The organism is Streptomyces chlorus (genome assembly GCF_042655885.1).
GTDB classification, from domain to species: Bacteria; Actinomycetota; Actinomycetes; order Streptomycetales; family Streptomycetaceae; genus Streptomyces; species Streptomyces chlorus.
Genome location: NZ_JBHSOA010000061.1, coordinates 239,747 through 255,774 on the forward strand (window position 1 = coordinate 239,747; position 16,028 = coordinate 255,774).

General features: G+C 70.9%; 15 protein-coding genes and 1 pseudogene. 10 read left to right on the forward strand and 6 right to left on the reverse strand.

The window, feature by feature from the left end; genetic code table 11:
- The first annotated feature begins 146 nt into the window (after window positions 1-146).
- Complete coding sequence (locus ACFPZI_RS26575) at window positions 147-1,706, forward strand: carboxylesterase/lipase family protein (RefSeq protein WP_381367794.1); 1,560 nt, start codon at window positions 147-149, stop codon at window positions 1,704-1,706.
- Window positions 1,707-1,872: 166 nt separating this feature from the next.
- Window positions 1,873-2,880, forward strand: coding sequence for a homoserine dehydrogenase (locus ACFPZI_RS26580; RefSeq protein ID WP_381367797.1), 1,008 nt, complete (start codon window positions 1,873-1,875; stop codon window positions 2,878-2,880).
- A gap of 4 nt (window positions 2,881-2,884) precedes the next feature.
- Here ACFPZI_RS26580 and ACFPZI_RS26585 read toward each other — a convergent pair whose 3' ends face one another.
- Window positions 2,885-4,015 (reverse strand): winged helix DNA-binding domain-containing protein, encoded by a 1,131-nt coding sequence (locus tag ACFPZI_RS26585; protein WP_381367800.1) that lies wholly within the window; start codon window positions 4,013-4,015, stop codon window positions 2,885-2,887.
- Window positions 4,016-4,348: 333 nt separating this feature from the next.
- Between ACFPZI_RS26585 and ACFPZI_RS26590 the strand changes: the two genes are divergently transcribed.
- On the forward strand, window positions 4,349-4,912 hold the full coding sequence (locus tag ACFPZI_RS26590; protein WP_381367803.1) for a dihydrofolate reductase family protein: 564 nt from the start codon (window positions 4,349-4,351) through the stop codon (window positions 4,910-4,912).
- A 265-nt stretch (window positions 4,913-5,177) separates the two neighbouring features.
- On the opposite strand, the gene ACFPZI_RS26595 is transcribed toward ACFPZI_RS26590, so the two are convergent.
- Window positions 5,178-5,408: a DUF397 domain-containing protein gene (locus ACFPZI_RS26595; protein ID WP_381367805.1), complete on the reverse strand. Its 231-nt coding sequence runs from the start codon at window positions 5,406-5,408 to the stop codon at window positions 5,178-5,180.
- A complete protein-coding gene (locus tag ACFPZI_RS26600) occupies window positions 5,405-6,190 on the reverse strand; it encodes a Scr1 family TA system antitoxin-like transcriptional regulator (protein ID WP_381367808.1) in 786 nt (261 codons plus the stop codon). The genes ACFPZI_RS26595 and ACFPZI_RS26600 overlap by 4 nt, the downstream gene beginning before the upstream one ends.
- A gap of 238 nt (window positions 6,191-6,428) precedes the next feature.
- Here ACFPZI_RS26600 and ACFPZI_RS26605 point away from each other — a divergent pair, with 238 nt between their 5' ends.
- The gene (locus ACFPZI_RS26605) at window positions 6,429-6,884 is read left to right on the forward strand and encodes an ATP-binding protein (protein WP_381367811.1); all 456 of its coding nucleotides are present in this window, start codon (window positions 6,429-6,431) and stop codon (window positions 6,882-6,884) included.
- On the opposite strand, the gene mmuM is transcribed toward ACFPZI_RS26605, so the two are convergent.
- Window positions 6,781-7,695: a homocysteine S-methyltransferase gene (gene mmuM / locus ACFPZI_RS26610; RefSeq protein ID WP_381367814.1), complete on the reverse strand. Its 915-nt coding sequence runs from the start codon at window positions 7,693-7,695 to the stop codon at window positions 6,781-6,783. The genes ACFPZI_RS26605 and mmuM overlap by 104 nt on opposite strands.
- A 142-nt stretch (window positions 7,696-7,837) precedes the next feature.
- Here mmuM and ACFPZI_RS26615 point away from each other — a divergent pair, with 142 nt between their 5' ends.
- The 6 genes and pseudogenes from ACFPZI_RS26615 to ACFPZI_RS26640 all read left to right on the forward strand — a co-directional run bounded on the left by ACFPZI_RS26615 (window position 7,838) and on the right by ACFPZI_RS26640 (window position 13,678).
- The gene (locus tag ACFPZI_RS26615) at window positions 7,838-8,671 is read left to right on the forward strand and encodes a class II glutamine amidotransferase (RefSeq protein WP_381367817.1); all 834 of its coding nucleotides are present in this window, start codon (window positions 7,838-7,840) and stop codon (window positions 8,669-8,671) included.
- A 150-nt stretch (window positions 8,672-8,821) separates the two neighbouring features.
- Complete coding sequence (locus ACFPZI_RS26620) at window positions 8,822-9,958, forward strand: glycoside hydrolase family 43 protein (RefSeq protein ID WP_381367820.1); 1,137 nt, start codon at window positions 8,822-8,824, stop codon at window positions 9,956-9,958.
- 1 nt (window position 9,959) lies between these two features.
- Complete coding sequence (locus ACFPZI_RS26625; protein WP_381367823.1) at window positions 9,960-11,378, forward strand: RICIN domain-containing protein; 1,419 nt, start codon at window positions 9,960-9,962, stop codon at window positions 11,376-11,378.
- Window positions 11,375-12,225: pseudogene (locus ACFPZI_RS26630) on the forward strand (SGNH/GDSL hydrolase family protein). Before ACFPZI_RS26625 ends, ACFPZI_RS26630 begins: the two are co-directional and overlap by 4 nt.
- 111 nt (window positions 12,226-12,336) lie before the next feature.
- Window positions 12,337-13,188 carry an isocitrate lyase/PEP mutase family protein gene (locus ACFPZI_RS26635; RefSeq protein ID WP_381367826.1) on the forward strand — a complete coding sequence of 284 codons (852 nt, stop codon included), beginning with the start codon at window positions 12,337-12,339 and terminating at the stop codon, window positions 13,186-13,188.
- A gap of 70 nt (window positions 13,189-13,258) precedes the next feature.
- Complete coding sequence (locus tag ACFPZI_RS26640) at window positions 13,259-13,678, forward strand: NUDIX hydrolase (RefSeq protein WP_381367829.1); 420 nt, start codon at window positions 13,259-13,261, stop codon at window positions 13,676-13,678.
- Here the strand turns inward: ACFPZI_RS26640 and ACFPZI_RS26645 are convergent.
- Together ACFPZI_RS26645 and ACFPZI_RS26650 are read right to left on the reverse strand one after the other, a co-directional pair.
- Window positions 13,665-14,423 carry a hypothetical protein gene (locus tag ACFPZI_RS26645; RefSeq protein WP_381367832.1) on the reverse strand — a complete coding sequence of 253 codons (759 nt, stop codon included), beginning with the start codon at window positions 14,421-14,423 and terminating at the stop codon, window positions 13,665-13,667. The two genes, ACFPZI_RS26640 and ACFPZI_RS26645, sit on opposite strands and share 14 nt — an antisense overlap.
- 52 nt (window positions 14,424-14,475) lie before the next feature.
- Window positions 14,476-15,918 carry a prenyltransferase/squalene oxidase repeat-containing protein gene (locus ACFPZI_RS26650; RefSeq protein WP_381367835.1) on the reverse strand — a complete coding sequence of 481 codons (1,443 nt, stop codon included), beginning with the start codon at window positions 15,916-15,918 and terminating at the stop codon, window positions 14,476-14,478.
- Between the last annotated feature and the right edge of the window lie 110 nt (window positions 15,919-16,028).

Here is a 16,028-nt window from a genome sequence, read left to right on the forward strand (position 1 = left end):
CTGTCTCTTGCGAGGATGCTCCGGCGTTCACGCCGGGGAGGAGTCACCGTGCGCAGGAATACCGAGGAGCGACGTGGTGCTCTTCGGGAAACCGGCGGACCGTGCCGGTGCGTGGACGTGGCTCGTGGCGAAGGGCTGGTGCGCAGATGGCGGCAGGCCAGGCGAACCCCGTGGTCAGGACGCCGTACGGGGTAGTACGCGGCCGGTGGGAGCGCGGGACCGCCGTGTTCCGGGGCATTCCGTACGCGGCACCTCCCTTCGGCCCGCACCGGTTCCGGCCGCCGGTCCCGCCGGAGCCCTGGGACGGAGTGCGCGACGCCGGGGCCTTCGGCCCGACGGCCCCGAAACCACCGTATTCCGATGCCTTCGCCCAGTACCTGTCCGACCCGTCCGTGGCCGGCGACGACTGCCTCAACCTGAACGTGTGGACTCCCGACCCGGCTCCGCCGGTCCGGCTGCCGGTGCTGGTGTGGCTCCACGGCGGGGCCCTGACCAGGGGTTCCTCGGCGGTACCGGTGTACGACGGGCAGACCTTCGCCCGCGACGGCGTGGTGTTCGTGTCGGTCAACCACCGGCTCGGCGTCGAGGGCTACGGCCTGTTCCCGGACGCCCCCGCCAACCTGGGCCTGCGCGACCAGCTTGCCGCCCTGCGCTGGGTCCACGCGTCGATCGCGGCCTTCGGCGGCGACCCCGGCCGCATCACCCTCGGCGGCCAGTCCGCCGGGGCGATCAGCGCCGGCGCGCTCATAGCCGCCCCGCAGGCCCAGGGCCTGGTGCGGCGGGCGATCCTGCAGAGCGGGCCCCCCGAGGCGTCCGACCGCGACAGGGTACGGCGGGTGGTGCGCCGCATGGCCGGCCGCCTGAAGGTCCCCGCCACGGCCGAAGCCTTCACCGCCGTCGACCGCGACCTGCTGCTGCGCACCCAGGCCGAGGTGGGACGCCTCAGCAGCCCGGTGCTCGGCGGACCCGCCTTCGGCATCGTCACCGACGGCGACCTCGTCCCGCGCGGCCCCCTGGAGGCACTCACCGAGGGCGGCGCCGCCCCCGGCGTCGACCTGCTCACCGGCTGGACCGGCGACGAGTACCGGCTGTGGCTGGTACCGGGCGGGCTCGTGGAGCGAGTGGACCGGCTCGGCCCGGTCGCCCTGGCCGGTGCGATGGCCCGCTGCCACTGCGGCAGCGAGGTCCCGCGCGGCTACCGCGCCCTGCGCCCGGACGCCGGCACCGCCGAGATCGTCGGCCAACTCGTCACCGACCACCTCCTGCGCATCCCGCTCCACCGGCTCGCCGACGGCCGCGAAGCCCCCTCCTACGTCTACGAGTTCGCCTGGCCCTCCCACCGCCCCGGCATGGACGCCTGCCACGCCCTGGAACTCGGCTTCGTCTTCGACAGCGGCGACGAGCCCGACGCACGCAAACTCGCGGGCGAGGGCGCACCCCAGGCCCTGTCCGACGCGATGCACGGCGCATGGGTGCGGTTCGTCTCCGACGGGGAGCCGGGGTGGGAACGTTGGGATGCCGGGCACCCGGTGCGGAGGTTCGGCAACGGCACGCCGCACACCGCATACGGCCCACGAGACCGCGAACTCGCCCTGTGGACCACCGACACCGCTGACGCCGCCGAAGACCCCCCGCCCACCACTTCCTCGGAACTCCGCTCCGTCATCAGACGGTTGCGCCGCAACGGTGCGCTCAGGCGGCGCTGAGGGGGCGCTGAGGGGGCGGGATTCCAGCAAACCGAGGTCATCCACCTCCGGTATGGCTGCCGAGTTGGTCCAAGCCGCCCGGCGAGGTCGGTTCTTCCCCGGTGACCTCACGGGGGAATGCGAGGCTTGGTCTCCCGCACGGGGTGTCGAAGAGGAGCAGGGAAGCATGGGTGAAGTGAGCCGGGCCGATGTGGTGCTCTCCGGATACGGTCCGGTCGGCCGGGCCTTCGTCGAGTACCTGGCGCGGCAGGGGGACGAGCTTGCTCGCCGGCACGGCGTACGGGTGAGCGTGGGTGCCGTACGGGCGAGTTCCGCGCAGTGCCGGCTCCGCGAGGGCGAGCCGGTGCCGCCCCGCTCGGTGTGGACTCCGCCGGTCTCGCTGGAGGAGACGCTCGACCGGACCGCTGCCCGCGTGTTCGTCCAAGCGATCCCGTCCTCGCCCGAACTCCGGCTGCACGCCGCGGAGGAGGCTCTCATCGCCCTGCGCAGAGGGGTCCATGTGGTCACGGCCACCAAGAGCCACCTGCTCAGCCACTGGCGGGACCTCGACGAAGCGGCCCGCGCGGCCGGCAGCATGATCAGGATCTCCGGGGCGACGGGAGCCGCTCTGCCTGCGGGGGACCTGGCCAGGACCTCGTTGCGCGGGTTGGGCTGCACGACGATTCGGGCCTGCCCGAACGGCACCGCCACGTTCGTCCTCGATCGCCTCGCCGAGGGCGACTCGTTGGGTGAGGCGATCCGGGAGGCTCAGCGTCGTGGCACCGCGGAGGCGGATCCGTCGTCCGACCTGTCCGGCGCGGATGCCGCCACGAAGGTGCGGCTGCTGGCAGCGCTGGCCTGGGGATGGGACCCGGCGTCCGTACAGGTGCGGGCGGAGCCGGTGGACGAGGGAACTTCCCGGGCGGCGCTGGACGCGGTCTCCTGGGCGCGCCGCCTGCGGGCCGTGGCAAGCGCCTCCCTGGACGAACCTCACCTTGTCCGTGTCCGGCTGGAGGAGACGGAGCCCGGCGACCCCCTGCACGCACTCGTCGGACCGGAGAAGGCCGTGGTGTTCGGCTGCCCCGATGCCGGCGACGTGATCGTGAGCGGGGGACGCTCGAGTCCCCTGGGCGCCGCGCTCGCCCTGGTGAAGGACACCATCGAGGTCACGGCTCCCCGCACCGGGTTCCTCTGATCGGTCAGCCCTTGACGATCCTGCTCTCGACACCGGGAAGCCCCTTGTCCCACCAGTGTCCGTAGCGCCGGTAGACGGCGGGATCACGGTCGGCGAGCAGCGCGGACAATTTCTCCGCCTCCTCGGTCAGACCGTGCCACTCGGCCTTGGTGAGCGTGCGGAAGGCGGTCAGTTCCAGCCCGCCGTCAGCCGCGCGCCACACTCCGGCGACCTGCCCGTCGACGAGCAGGCAGGGCAGCATGTCGCCGTTGCGCCGTACGACCAACGGCCGGTATTCCTGGGGCAGGACCCGGCCGGGGACGGCGTGGGCCAGCATCGTGCCGTCCCACATCGGCAGCAGCCTCGGCGGCGCCGGGGTGTCCTCGGCGGGCACCGTGGCGTCCGCCAGGTCGAACAGCGCGGCGCGGCCCGGACCTGCCACCCGCACCACCTGGTCGCCGAGCTCCTGCAGTGCCCGGGTGATCGCTGGGCGCCCCAGCAGGGTGAACCGGGCGAAGTCCTGGGCCGACGCGGGCCCGAACGCCCGTATATGGGCGAGCAACAGCCGCCGCACCCCGGCTGCCGTGTCCCGAGACGCGGCCCCGGGAGCTGCGAGGTAGGCGTTCGGCTGGGTGAACGACCACGGGCCGCCGGTCGGCGCGTGATGTATCGGCGCGTACGTCCGCAGCGCCCACCACACGCGGTGCGCGTGCTCGCCGAACCGCCGCGTGACCTCCTCCTCCACCTCGGCGCCGGTGCGGGCCCGCGCCAGGAACCCGGCAAGCTTCGGCAGCAGCGCGTCGGCGTCGGTGGGGGTCAGCCCTGTGGAGGTGAAGCGGCGGTCGTGCAGCCGCGACGCCCGCAGAGTGCCCAGCATGGCGGCGTGGTAGTACGCGTAGTCCTCGGCGTGGACGGCGTGCAACGTGATCCGCATGAGGGTCGCCTTGACGATCCGGCGGTCCGCGAACGCCGCGTCGAGATCTTCGGGCGCGAAGTCCCGCACACGGTTCCACAGCGCCAGGTACGGCGACGCCGGTGTCTGCGCCTGCAGAGCGCCGACCCGGCGGACCGCCTCCGCCACATCGAGGCGCCGGCGTTCGAGCAGGAGCTGACGGTCCAGAGTGGCCAGGGCGAGCTGTCGCACGGTGAGAGTCACGCCCGGATTATGCCGCCCCGACCGTCCGGGAGGCCGTCCGCCCGTCATCCGCCAGAACACCGAGCAGCCCGAACCCGGCGGTCACTTCTTCGGATCACCAAGAGCGCCTGCGCCCCCAGAAGTGACACACCTACCCAGAAGCGTGAGCACTTCAGCCCTTCCTGTCCCTGCGCTGCTCACCTGAGCACTCAAGTGTCATTCGCCTGCTGACTGAGGTTTTCTCAACGAAATGATCTCGTGAGGTGACTCGACCCAGTGGATCCCGCGCGTCGCGATGAGTTCTGCGGCGTCCGGCGGTCGTACTGTCGAACCCGTTACCGAGGAGGACTTCTGATGCGCAGCGTGACGTATTCGATGGGCGTCTCACTGGACGGCTACGTCGTCGGGCCGGACGGCGGCTTCGACTGGACGCCGCCCGACGAGGAGGTCTTTCGCTTCGCTACCGACGAGGTGCGCAAGGCCGGTGTCCACCTGTTGGGACGACGGCTGTACGAGACGATGCTGTACTGGGAGACCGTCGACCAGATTCCATCGCTCGACTTCTCAACGCTCGAGTTTGCCGCGGTCTGGAAGGCGCTCCCCAAGGTGGTGTTCTCCACCACGCTGTCGGCGGTGCAGGGCAATGCCCGCCTGGCCTCCGGCGGCCTGGCGGAGGAGATCGAGCGATTGCGAGCCGAGCCGGGGGACGGCGACATCGCGATCGGCGGTGCGACTCTCGCCGCCGAGGCGGCCGCGTCGGGCCTGATCGACGAGTACCGGGCCAGGGTCTACCCGGTGCTGGTCGGCGGCGGCATTCCGTTCTTCCCCCAGCACGAGCGCCGGGTGGATCTCGAACTGGTCGAGACCCGCGCCTTCAGCTCGAGAGTCGTCTACCTCCGCTACCGCGTGGCGCGTTAGCCGGCTCGTGCGCCGAGCCCTGGGGAGAACGGGCCGGCCAGTGAGGTTCTCTCAACGGAGATCATTTCCACTGGCCGTTGAGGACGAGGACGGCGCGGGCGATGTCGCCTATTCGGCTCGGGCTGAGGGTGACATGTTGCAGGTGCGCCAGCTTGCCGGACACCTCGCGTACCAGTTGCTTACGCCTGTGCTGCGTCCGTCCTCGAGCGCGCTCACCCGCTCGTCGGGCAGTTGACAGTTACGCTGCGCCAGCTTTCATTACCGGTCAGGGCAGGAACGCCGTCCAGGCTCCAGGGGTGACGGTGAGGTGGGGGGCGTCCGGGGTCTTGGAGTCGCGGATGTGGATGGCGGTGGGGTGGGCGGCTACTTCGAGGCAGTTGCCGCCATCGCTGCCGCTGAAGCTTGACTTGCGCCAGTGGAAGGCGACTTCCAGACAGGCGCCGCCCTCGCTGCCGCTGTAACTGGACTTGAACCACTCAAGTGCGGTGCCGCTCATTGCTCTCCCAGGAGACGGTCCAACATGGCTCTCGTGTCCTCCGTGTTGAGGGCCTGCGTCCGCAGCATCGCATACTTCTGCGTCAGGATCCCTACCCCCTCGGGGTCAGCAATCAGTTGGCTGCCACGCTGGGTCTCCATGTAGGCCAACCGCTGGTGTTCGGGGGTCTCCAGGAGAATGAACGGACCGTCGAGCCCGGCATGTGAAGTGCGGCCAAGTGGCAGGATCTGCAGGGTGACCGCTGGAACATCGGCGTACTCACGCAGCTTCCTCAACTGCTCTACCTGTACGGCTGTCCCGCCCAACTGGTCGCGCAGCGCCGCTTCCCAGATGACAAAGCTTGTGGTGGGTGGCAACCTGCGATGAAGGATCTCCTGTCGTTCGATGCGGGCGATCACCAGTTGCTCGCTCTCGTCCTCGTCGTATACCGGCACGCGGCTGTGGAAGACGGCACGTGCGTATGTCTCAGTCTGGAGTAGGCCGGGCACCGCGAAACCCTCGTACCAAGAGATCGCGATGGCCTCCCGCTCCCTGTCCAGATACTCCTCCGCCCATAGTGGAATCAGGTCCACCTCCGGCATGTGAGCCAGCGCAGCCGTCAACGCGCCCTTGGTATCGAGGAGGTCGTCCAGTTGGTCTGCGAGGTCCGGCTTCAGGGGGCGTCTGCCCTGTTCGATCGACGCGATCTGCTGCTCGCTCACGACGAAGTGTTCGCCCAGGGAGCGCTGTGTGTGGCCCGCCGCCTCGCGGAAGGTGGCGAGCAGGGCGCCCACCATCTTCATCGCGGACGCGTTCCTGCGTGACCGGGACCGTGGTCTTGCCGTGGTGCTCATAGGGTCGAACTCCCCACCCGCGCGCGTACGTTCACTGTCGCGCAGGCGTACATGCAGGACGTACGGGTGCGCGGACTGTTTCAGGATGGGCACGTAGCGTGACTCTCGTCCTGTGAATCAGGAAACTTCACCCTTGTCGCAAGCTCCCCTCCCGCTTGAGCGGTTCTTTCGGCGTGAGCGTCGGTCCGTGCCCGACGCGCGGGCGTTCGCGCGCCGGGTGCTTGCGGAGTGGGGCATGCGCGGGCGCGAGGACGATGTGCTGCTGTGCGTCAGCGAACTCGCCACCAACGCGCTGGTGCACGGTGTGCCGCCGGGCCGTGGCTTTCTGCTGCGGATGGTGCCGTACGGCGAGGGCGCCGGTGACCGTGGTGTGCGGGTCGAGGTGCACGACAGCGGGGGCGGCGTGCCGGCCGTACCGGAGGCCGGGGAGGCGTCGGAGCCGGGGGAGGGCGGGCGCGGGCTGTTGCTGGTGGGGGAGTTGGCGGACAAGTGGGGAGTGGGGGAGCGGGACCCCGGGAAGGTCGTCTGGTGCGAGTTCGCTACACCGGATGCCGTAGCGTCGCAGCGATCGCCGAGATCGTCCTCGGGCCCACCCGGCAACATCCACCGATCAGTCGAGCCCCGGACTCCTGCCAGCCCGTGACCTGCTCGGCAGTGAACGTGGCGCGGCCCGTCCAGGCGCGTGCCCCGGCGTCCCAGGTCTCCCCGCTGTTGGGGTACACGACGACCGGCTTGCCGGTGACACGGGCCGCGAGGGCGACCGCCTGGTCGGCGTCCTCGGGGGTGCAGCAATTGACACCGACGGCGATCACCTCGTCCACGTCGGCGGCGAGCGCGAAGGCGTCGGACAAGGGCTGGCCCGCGCGGGTGCGGTCACCCGTCGCCGAGTAGGACAGCCAGGCCGGGATGCCGAGACCAGGCAGGATCCGCAGCAGGGCCTCGGCCTCGTCGGTGTCCGGGATCGTCTCCAGGGCGAGGACGTCGGGCTCCGCGGCGGCCAGGGCCTCCATGCGGGGGCGGTGGAAGCGCTCCAGCTCGGCCACGGTCAGGCCGTACCGGCCCCGGTACTCGGAGCCGTCGGCGAGCATCGCGCCGTACGGGCCGACGGACGCCGCCACCCACAGGGGACGGGACGCCCTGGCTCGCCGGGCCGCCGTGCGGGCCGCCTCGACGCTCAGGGCGAGCAGGGCGGTGGCCCGGCCGTGGTCGATGCCGCGTCGCGCGAAGCCCTCGAAGGTGGCCTGGTAACTGGCGGTGATCGCCACGTCCGCGCCCGCCTGGAAGTAGGCGAGGTGCGCCTCGGTGATCGCCTCGGGGGCCTCGGCGAGCAGCCGTGCCGACCACAGCTCGTCGCTCAGGTCGTGCCCGGCCGCCGCGAGCTGGTTGGACATGCCGCCGTCGAGGACGACCGTGCCCTCCGCGAGGGCGTCGGTGAGGGACGGGGTACCGCGCATACCGTCGACGGTAGTCGAACCGGAGGCCGGGGCATGCCGTCCGCCCGCCTGCCTCGTAGCTCTCGCAGCTCTCGCAGCGCGCCCGTGCGGGAGGGCTGGGATCCTGAAGAGAGACGATCCGCGGTCAGGAAGGCGGTGGACGATGTGCCGGTGGCTCGCCTACTCGGGCACCCCCATCCTGCTCGGCAGCATCCTCTACCGGCCGAAGCACTCGCTGATCGACCAGAGCCTGCACTCCAAACTGGGCGTCGAGACGACCAACGGCGACGGGTTCGGGGTGGGTTGGTACGGGCCCCAAGCCGACACTCCGGCGGTCGTCCGGGATATCGGTCCGGCCTGGAGCAACCGCAATCTGCGGGAGATCGCCGGCCATGTCCGCTCGCCCCTGTTCTTCGCCCACATCCGGGCGTCGACCGGCTCGTCGGTACAGGAGACCAACTGCCACCCGTTCCGGTACGGCCGCTGGATGTGGATGCACAACGGCGCTATCGAGGGTTTCGACCGCATCCGGCGCGACCTCGCCCTGGCGGTCGATCCGGAACTCTTCCTCTCCATCGAGGGGACGACGGATTCCGAGCTGATGTTCTACCTGGCGCTCACCTTCGGTCTGGAGCAGGACCCGCCGGGGGCGGTCGCCCGGATGGCGGGCCTGGTGGAGCGGGTCGGGTGGGAGCACGGTGTGGAGTACCCGCTGCAGATGACGGTCGCGGTGACCGACGGTCAACGGCTCTGGGCGTTCCGCTACTCGACCCGGAAGGCGTCCCGTTCGCTCTTCTACAGCACTCGGGTGGAGACGCTGCGCTCTCTCCATCCGGACGTGGCGTTCCTGCGTGAGGTGTCCGAGGAGACCCGCCTCATCGTGTCGGAGCCGCTCGGGGACCTGCCCGGCGCCTGGAACGAGGTCCCCGAGGGCAGATACGGCATCGTCCAGCCCGAAGGCGACGTGATGCGCCACTTCGCCCCTCGGGCGGCGTAGGGGAGCGGGCCCCGGTGAGAGGGGGCGGACGACTTCGTTCCGCGCGATCCGTTGACCTGTCCGTGACACACCCTTACTTTGTCGACGTTCGCCATGTCAGATCTTGTTCGTGATATCGAACAATTCCGTGATCGCGAGCATCCTCCCACCGTGAGAGGCAGACCGCATGAGCCGCGCCGCCGACGACCTGCCCGACCTGTCCCGCTCGTCACCGCCCCCCGCCCGCAGGCTGTTACTGAAGGGCGCCCTCGCCGCAAGCGCCCTGGCCGCCACCACCCCCACGGTGGCGCCCACGCGGCCGCCCCCGCAGACAGACCGAAGGCCGCTCCCTACGCGAACCCCCTCGTCCGCAACCGCGCCGACCCGCACATCACCCGGCACACCGACGGCTCCTACTACTTCACCGCCACCGCCCCCGAGTACGACCGGATCATCCTGCGCCGCTCCCGCACGCTGAACGGGCTCGGAAGCGCCGCCGAGTCCGTCATCTGGCGGGCGCACCCCACCGGTGACATGGGCGCCCACATCTGGGCGCCGGAGATGCACCGGGTCGCCGGCAAGTGGTACATCTACTTCGCCGCCGCGCCCGCCGAGGACGTGTGGGCCATCCGCATCTGGGTGTTGGAGAACGCCCACCCCAACCCCCTCCGGGGCACCTGGGTCGAGAAGGGGCGGATCAGGACCGCCTGGGAGACCTTCTCCCTGGACGCCACCACCTTCACCCACCGCGGCACTTACTACCTCGCCTGGGCCCAGCACGAACCCGGCATGGACAACAACACCGCCATCTGGCTCTCCGAGATGGCCGACCCCTGGACCCTGACCGGGCCCCAAGTGCGGCTCTCCACACCGGAGTACGCCTGGGAGCGCATCGGCTTCCGGGTCAACGAGGGGCCGTACGTGATTCAGCGTCACGGCCGGGTGTTCATGACGTACTCGGCCAGCGCCACCGACGCCAACTACTGCATGGGCCTGCTGAGCGCCCCCGACGACAGTGACCTCATGGACAGCGCGAGCTGGTCCAAGTCGCCCGTCCCCGTCTTCACCAGCAACGACACGACCCGGCAGTACGGCCCCGGACACAGCTGCTTCACCGTGGCCGAGGACGGCCGCAGCGACGTCCTCGTCTACCACGCCCGGCAGTACAAGGAGATCAACGGGGACCCGCTCCACGACCCGAACCGCCACACCCGGATCCAGACCCTCGGCTGGAAGCCGGACGGCACCCCGGACTTCGGCATCCCCGTGGCCGACGGAACCGGAACGACCAGGGGCACGGGGGTGTGACATGAGACGCCTGTACGCGGTTCTGCTCACCTTCTGCCTCGCCCTCGCCGGTGCCCTCGTCACCGCCGGGCCCGCGCAGGCCGCCCCGCAATCGATCGGCAACGGCGTCCAGTTCACCGACGTCACAGGCAAACCCGTGCACGCCCACGGCGGCGGGATCATCAAGGTCGGCGCGTACTACTACTGGTTCGGCGAGCACCGCAACGACGACAACACCTTCCGGTACGTCGACGCCTACCGCTCCACCGACCTGAAGAACTGGGAGTTCCGCAACCACGTCCTCACCCAGGCCAGTGACCCGGAACTCGCCACCGCCAACATCGAGCGGCCCAAGGTCATGTACAACGCCGCCACCGGCACGTTCGTGATGTGGATGCACAAGGAGAACGGCTCCGACTACGGCGAGGCCCGCGCCGCCGTCGCCGTCTCCGACACCGTGGACGGCAACTACACCTGGCGGGGCAGCTTCCGCCCGCTGGGGCAGCACATGTCCCGCGACATCACCGTCTTCACCGACACCGACGGCACCGGCTACATGATCTCGGCCGCCCGCGAGAACTACGACCTGCACGTCTACCGGCTGACCGCCGACCACACCGGCATCGCGAGCCTGGTCGCCAACCCGTGGCCCGGCGGCCACCGCGAGGCGCCGGCCCTGTTCAAGCGGGGCGGCGTGTACTTCATGCTGACCTCCGGCGCCACCGGCTGGAACCCCAACCAGCAGCAGTACGCCACCGCCACCAGCCTCGCCGGTCCCTGGTCGTCGATGCGCACCGTGGGGGACGCGACCGCCTACGGATCGCAGACCGCGTTCGTCCTGCCGGTACAGGGATCCTTGAGCACATCCTACCTGTACCTCGGGGACCGCTGGGGCAACTCCTTCGGCGGCAGGGTCAACGACTCCCGGTACGTGTGGCTGCCGTTGACCTTCCCGTCCTCCACCTCGATGTCCCTGTCCTGGTCGCCCGAGATCACCGTCGACACGGCTGCCGGAACGGTCACCGGGACCTCCGCCACGTACCACACGCTCATCGCCCGGCACAGCGGGAAGTGCGCCGACGTGACGAGCCAGTCGCTGTGGCAGGGCGCCCAGATCAAGCAGTACGACTGCAACGGCGGCGGCAACCAGCGGTTCTGGTTCAAGCCGGTCGGCAACGGATACCACCAACTCGTCGTGCGCAACAGTTCGTTGTGCCTCCAGGAGAACGCGAGCACCGTCACACAGGAGAACTGCTCCGCCTCCACCGCGGCCACCGCCCAGCAGTGGTCGGTCTCCACCACCGGCTCCTACGTGTCCCTCGTGTCCCGGGCGACCGGCGAATGCCTCGACGTGTCCGGCGGCGCGACCGCCAACTCGGCCGCCCTCATCACGTACACCTGCAACGGAGGGAACAACCAGCAGTGGACACGCGGGACATGAGTACGCGTCGGAGAGGGCCGGCCGGGGCTTTCGCCGCAGGCGCGGTGGCCGCCGCGACGATCGCCGGAGGGCTCGGGCTGTCGTCCGTCCCGGCCGCCGCTCATACGCGGGACCACCGGCCGGCCCTCGGTATCGAGAACTGCACCGCCACCGCCTGCCACTTCGACCTCCCGCCCGGTACCTACGACGTGCGGGTCCGCCTCGGCGGTGAGGCCGCCTCCCGTACCGCCATCGGCGGCGAGACCCGACGCACGCTCCTCGCGGAGACCCCCGCCGGGGCCGGGCAGCGGGTCACCCGGGGTTTCACCGTCGACGTCCGCACTCCCGAGGGCGAGCCCACCGGCCCCGACGGCAGTCCCGGGCTCGACCTCACCCTCGGCGGCAGCGCCCCCGCGCTCGCCGACATCCGGGTCACCCCGGCCGCCCACACGACAAGACCACCGACGAGGCGACCTACCGGGCCAACCTCGAGACCATGGTGGCGGGCGTGCGGGCCGAGGGCGGCGAACCGGTCCTCGTAACGCCCGTCGTGCGGCGCTGGTTCAACACCGACGGCACCCTGAACAACGACACCGCCCTCCTCGTCAACGGGCTCGGCGTCGACCACCCGGCGGTCGTCCGCGCCGTCGCGTCGGCAACCGGCGTACCGCTGATCGACCTCACCGCCAGGACCAAGGCGCTGGTGGAATCCCTCGGCGTGGAGGGCTCCAAGGCGCTTTACCTCTACGACGAGAAACGCGACAACACCCATACCTCGGAGTACGGCGCCACACGGTACGCGGCTCTGGTCCGCGACGAACTCGTCCTCGGGCATCTGGTGCCCGAGGACCGGGTCAGGAGGGGATGAAGCCCCTGGGACGTTCCGACCGGAACCGGAGCGTCCCAGGCCTCCCTCACGCCTCACGAGTGCCCCCACACTTCGGCGGATGCCGAAGCATTCCGCGGCTAGCGTTCCGGCATGAGTGAGAGCGCACGGAACGCCGTCAACGGGTTCGCCGGACTGCACCATGCCGACGAACCCCTGCTGCTGCCCAACGCCTGGGACCACGCCTCCGCCGCCGCTCTCGCCGCGCAGGGGTTCCGGGCGATCGGCACCACCAGCCTGGCCGTCGCCGCGGCGGCCGGGCTGCCCGACGGGGCGGCGGCGACGCGTGAGCAGACGCTGCTGCTCGCCCTCACCCTCGGCTCGGGACCGTACTGGCTGTCCGTCGACGCGGAGGACGGATTCAGTGAAGACCCCGGCGAAGTCGCCTCCTTCGCAAGCGAGTTGTACGCCGTCGGTGCTGTCGGGATCAACCTGGAGGACGGGCTCGGGCCCATGGACCGGCACGCCGCGAAGATCGCCGCGGTGCGGGCGGCGGCCCCCGGACTCTTCGTCAACGCCCGCACCGACACCTACTGGGCCGCCGGTCCCGACACGGACGGAGGCAGCAGGCGGGAGGACACCTTCCGTCGGCTCGACGCCTATCAACAGGCCGGTGCCCAGGGTGTGTTCGTGCCCGGTCTCACCGATCCCCGCGAGATCGCCGGTCTGGTGCGCCGGCTCGACGCGCCGCTCAACATCCTCTACTCGCCCACCGGCCCCTCCGTTCCGCAGCTCGCCGGCCTCGGCGTGCGCCGGATCAGCCTCGGGTCCCTGCTGTACCGGCGGGCGCTGGGTGCCGCGGTGGAGGCCGCGACCGCCGTCCGGGAGGGCCGCGCGCCCACCGGCACCGTACCCGCCTACGCGGAGATCCAGGCGCTGAGCAGGGACTCCGTACGGGGCGTGGCCGACGCCACTGCGTCCCTCGGGTGGCCCTGGTACGGTTGACGCTTTCGCGGGTATCAGAACCTTTGTACTCATCTCCGGCGAGAGACCGAGGGACCGAGGAACCATGGGCATGGACATCCCCGGCGACAAACGGCTTGCGGCAGCGGTCGTGAGGGACGACGAGGGGCGCGTGCTTCTGGTGCGCCGCAGTGAGCACGAGAGATTCCTGCCCCGGGTGTGGGGCGTCCCGTGCGGCAAGCTCGAACCGGGTGAGAGCGCCCCGGACGGTGCGCTGCGCGAGCTCAAGGAAGAGACCGGCCTGCTCGGTGAGATCGTGCGCAAGGTCGGCGAATCGTCCTTCCTGAGCGAGTACGCCGGGCGCGAGATCAAGAACTGGCAGGAGAACTTCCTGGTCCGCCCGCTGTCCCAGGACGTCACGCTGCCCAGTCCGGACCAGGACCATGCCTGGCTCCGCCCGTCCGAGCTGACCGGCGTCGACATCGACGACTACAACCTGGACATCGTCCAGCAGGCGTTCACGGACTCCTGAGCAGGTCCGCCAGGGAGCTCAGCGACTCCAGATAGCCCGGTACGTCCATCGGCACCTTCAGCACCGCCCCCGCGTGCGACCCGCCCGGGGTGAACACATCGGTGTGCCGGCGCCGTTGACTGCCCGTCTCGAGGAACAGGGTCACCGTCGGGCCCTCCGTGTCGCACCAGGCGCGGTGCAGGGTGTGCGCCGGCAGGGCGTACGTGCTGCCCGCCGCGTACTGGCCCAGGTGCGTCAGCCGCAGCCGTGCCGGACCCGCCGGTGCCAGCAGCCAGTCCGCCGACCCCTCGGCCAGCGACTCCTCGAAGCGAGCCGCCGCGATGCCGCCGCCCCGCGCACCGGCCCGCTCCTCGTCCCGTCCTTCGGGCACTTCTTCGTACAGCTCCGTCCACAGCCGGCCCCGTACGACGTGCGAGGCCAGCGTCGAGCGGTGGTTGTGGATGTCCTCCCGGCCCGCGCCGCCCACGCCCGCGTGCCACACATGGGCGCGCAGCATGTGCTGCGGGCCGGCGTCGACCAGCAGCAGCTTGTCGAAGCCGAGGACGTGCCGGTACGACAGCCGGGCCGCCGCCTCGGGATCGCCCTCGCCACAGGCGAGTTCGACGATCAACTCCAAGAGCCTGTCCGGCGAGCCGAGTTCGTCGACGACCGCGTAGGCAGCGGCCACGTGGTCCCGCTCGGGCAACGTACCGTCCAGCGTTTCGGCCAGTAACCGCCGTGCCGCCAGGACCTGCCGACCACCCATGCGCACTCCGTTTCTTCCGGCTCCCGCCCGTTGACGCGCAGCCCGTACCGCGTCAATGGGCGGGAGCGGCCTCGTCCGGGCGATAGGTCCACACCGCGTGGGCACGCAGTGCCGACACACCTTGATACGTCATCCACAGCGGGCGCCGCAGCTCCGTGTTCTCGCTCTGCGCCCAGGACCAGATGCCGTCCTGCTGCCCCGCGCGTACGCAGGCGGCCGCGCCGTCCAGCAGTTCCCGCCAGGTCTCCTCCCGACCGTCCTGCCGGGCCACCTCCAGCGAGCCCCGGCACAGCAGGGCGCGCACGACCCAGGACGCGGTGAAGTGCCGTACGTTCAGCACCTCGTGGCGTGCCGGGTCCTCGGGGCGGGGACGGCGCACCTCGTCGCGGCCGTTCTCCAGGTCCCGGCAGTTGTGGTGCGCCGCGTCGGGGCAGGACAGCAGCCAGCGCACACCGTCCTCTCGGGCGGCCCGCATGGCCGGGCTCTCGCCCAGGACGCGTGCCGCCCGGTCGAGCGCGAGCACCGCCTGGGCGGTGTGCACCGGTGACGGGTGCGGGGGCGGTGGATCGAGCCGGTAACCCCAGCAGCGCAGACGGTTCCGGTGCGGATCGCTCACCGCCCCGTCGACGAGCGCCTCGCGCAGTACCGGCAGGGCGTCGCAGTCGGGCGCGGCGCGCAGCAGCCCGCGCAGCACCGTCGTCATCACGTGGGTCGACTCGCGTCCCGCGCGGTCGGTGTCATGGGTGAAGGCCGCCGTGCAGAGGTCCACCTCGCGCGCCAGCCGTCCGCCCCGGGACGCCCCCGCGCGGGCCAGCGCGCCCAGCACCAGCGCGGTCACCTCGGGCCGGGCCCGTGCGCCCTGCGACCGGGCCGACCAGCCGCCGTCCGGCAGCCGCAACCGCCAGAGCGTGTCGGCGAGTTCGCCCGTGGAGAGGCGTCCGTCGGTCGTCCCCAGATCCAGCATGGTCTGCATCCCGTACGCCGTCCCGACCGAGGTGGGGCGGGACGGGGAGCTCTCGCCCAGTGAGTGCGACCAGCCGACGAGCCACCCGCGCTCCGGATCCTCGACGACCGACACCTCCCCGACGAGCGTGTCGTAGGTGGCCGCGAAGAGCTGAGGAAGCGGGCCGGGAACCTGGCTGCCGGCCGAGGGCGTGGTCCCGGTCGCGGGCTGCGGCAGCGGTCGCGGTGCCGGCGCTGTCGTGCGGGCCCGCAGCAGTGCCGCCGCGAGCCATGCGGAGAGCGCGGTGCCGAGGCCGCTCACCGAGGCGATCAGGTACTTCGCGGCCTCCCCGTCGACGGAGTCGGGCAGCACCTCGAACAGGAACTGGAACACGGCGTATCCGGCCGCCGCGCATCCGAGCCCGCCCAGCCAGCCCACGAACCGGGTCGGCCGGGACGTCCCGTCGTCCGGGCCGGAAGGAGTGGGATCGTCCGGGGGAGTGGGCCGCAACGGGCCGCGGCCGAGCTGCTGTGGGGACAAGGCGTGCTTCATCCCCCTTCCGTTGGACGGCATATGACGTCCGCGTTCGTTCCATCTTAGGAAAACGGCTCCTGCTCAACGTCCGTACCGCTGTTTTCGCCGTCTCACACCCGGCACGGCCG

What these genes read in the sequence shown, in the direction of transcription:
- ACFPZI_RS26575 (WP_381367794.1), top strand. Translation starts at nt 147, where the DNA reads ATGGCGGCAGGCCAGGCGAACCCCGTGGTCAGGACGCCGTACGGGGTA.
- ACFPZI_RS26580 (WP_381367797.1), top strand. Translation starts at nt 1,873, where the DNA reads ATGGGTGAAGTGAGCCGGGCCGATGTGGTGCTCTCCGGATACGGTCCG.
- ACFPZI_RS26590 (WP_381367803.1), top strand. Translation starts at nt 4,349, where the DNA reads ATGCGCAGCGTGACGTATTCGATGGGCGTCTCACTGGACGGCTACGTC.
- ACFPZI_RS26595 (WP_381367805.1), bottom strand. Translation starts at nt 5,408, where the DNA reads ATGAGCGGCACCGCACTTGAGTGGTTCAAGTCCAGTTACAGCGGCAGC.
- ACFPZI_RS26600 (WP_381367808.1), bottom strand. Translation starts at nt 6,190, where the DNA reads ATGAAGATGGTGGGCGCCCTGCTCGCCACCTTCCGCGAGGCGGCGGGC.
- mmuM (WP_381367814.1), bottom strand. Translation starts at nt 7,695, where the DNA reads ATGCGCGGTACCCCGTCCCTCACCGACGCCCTCGCGGAGGGCACGGTC.
- ACFPZI_RS26615 (WP_381367817.1), top strand. Translation starts at nt 7,838, where the DNA reads ATGTGCCGGTGGCTCGCCTACTCGGGCACCCCCATCCTGCTCGGCAGC.
- ACFPZI_RS26625 (WP_381367823.1), top strand. Translation starts at nt 9,960, where the DNA reads ATGAGACGCCTGTACGCGGTTCTGCTCACCTTCTGCCTCGCCCTCGCC.
- ACFPZI_RS26635 (WP_381367826.1), top strand. Translation starts at nt 12,337, where the DNA reads ATGAGTGAGAGCGCACGGAACGCCGTCAACGGGTTCGCCGGACTGCAC.
- ACFPZI_RS26640 (WP_381367829.1), top strand. Translation starts at nt 13,259, where the DNA reads ATGGACATCCCCGGCGACAAACGGCTTGCGGCAGCGGTCGTGAGGGAC.
- ACFPZI_RS26645 (WP_381367832.1), bottom strand. Translation starts at nt 14,423, where the DNA reads ATGGGTGGTCGGCAGGTCCTGGCGGCACGGCGGTTACTGGCCGAAACG.
- ACFPZI_RS26650 (WP_381367835.1), bottom strand. Translation starts at nt 15,918, where the DNA reads ATGAAGCACGCCTTGTCCCCACAGCAGCTCGGCCGCGGCCCGTTGCGG.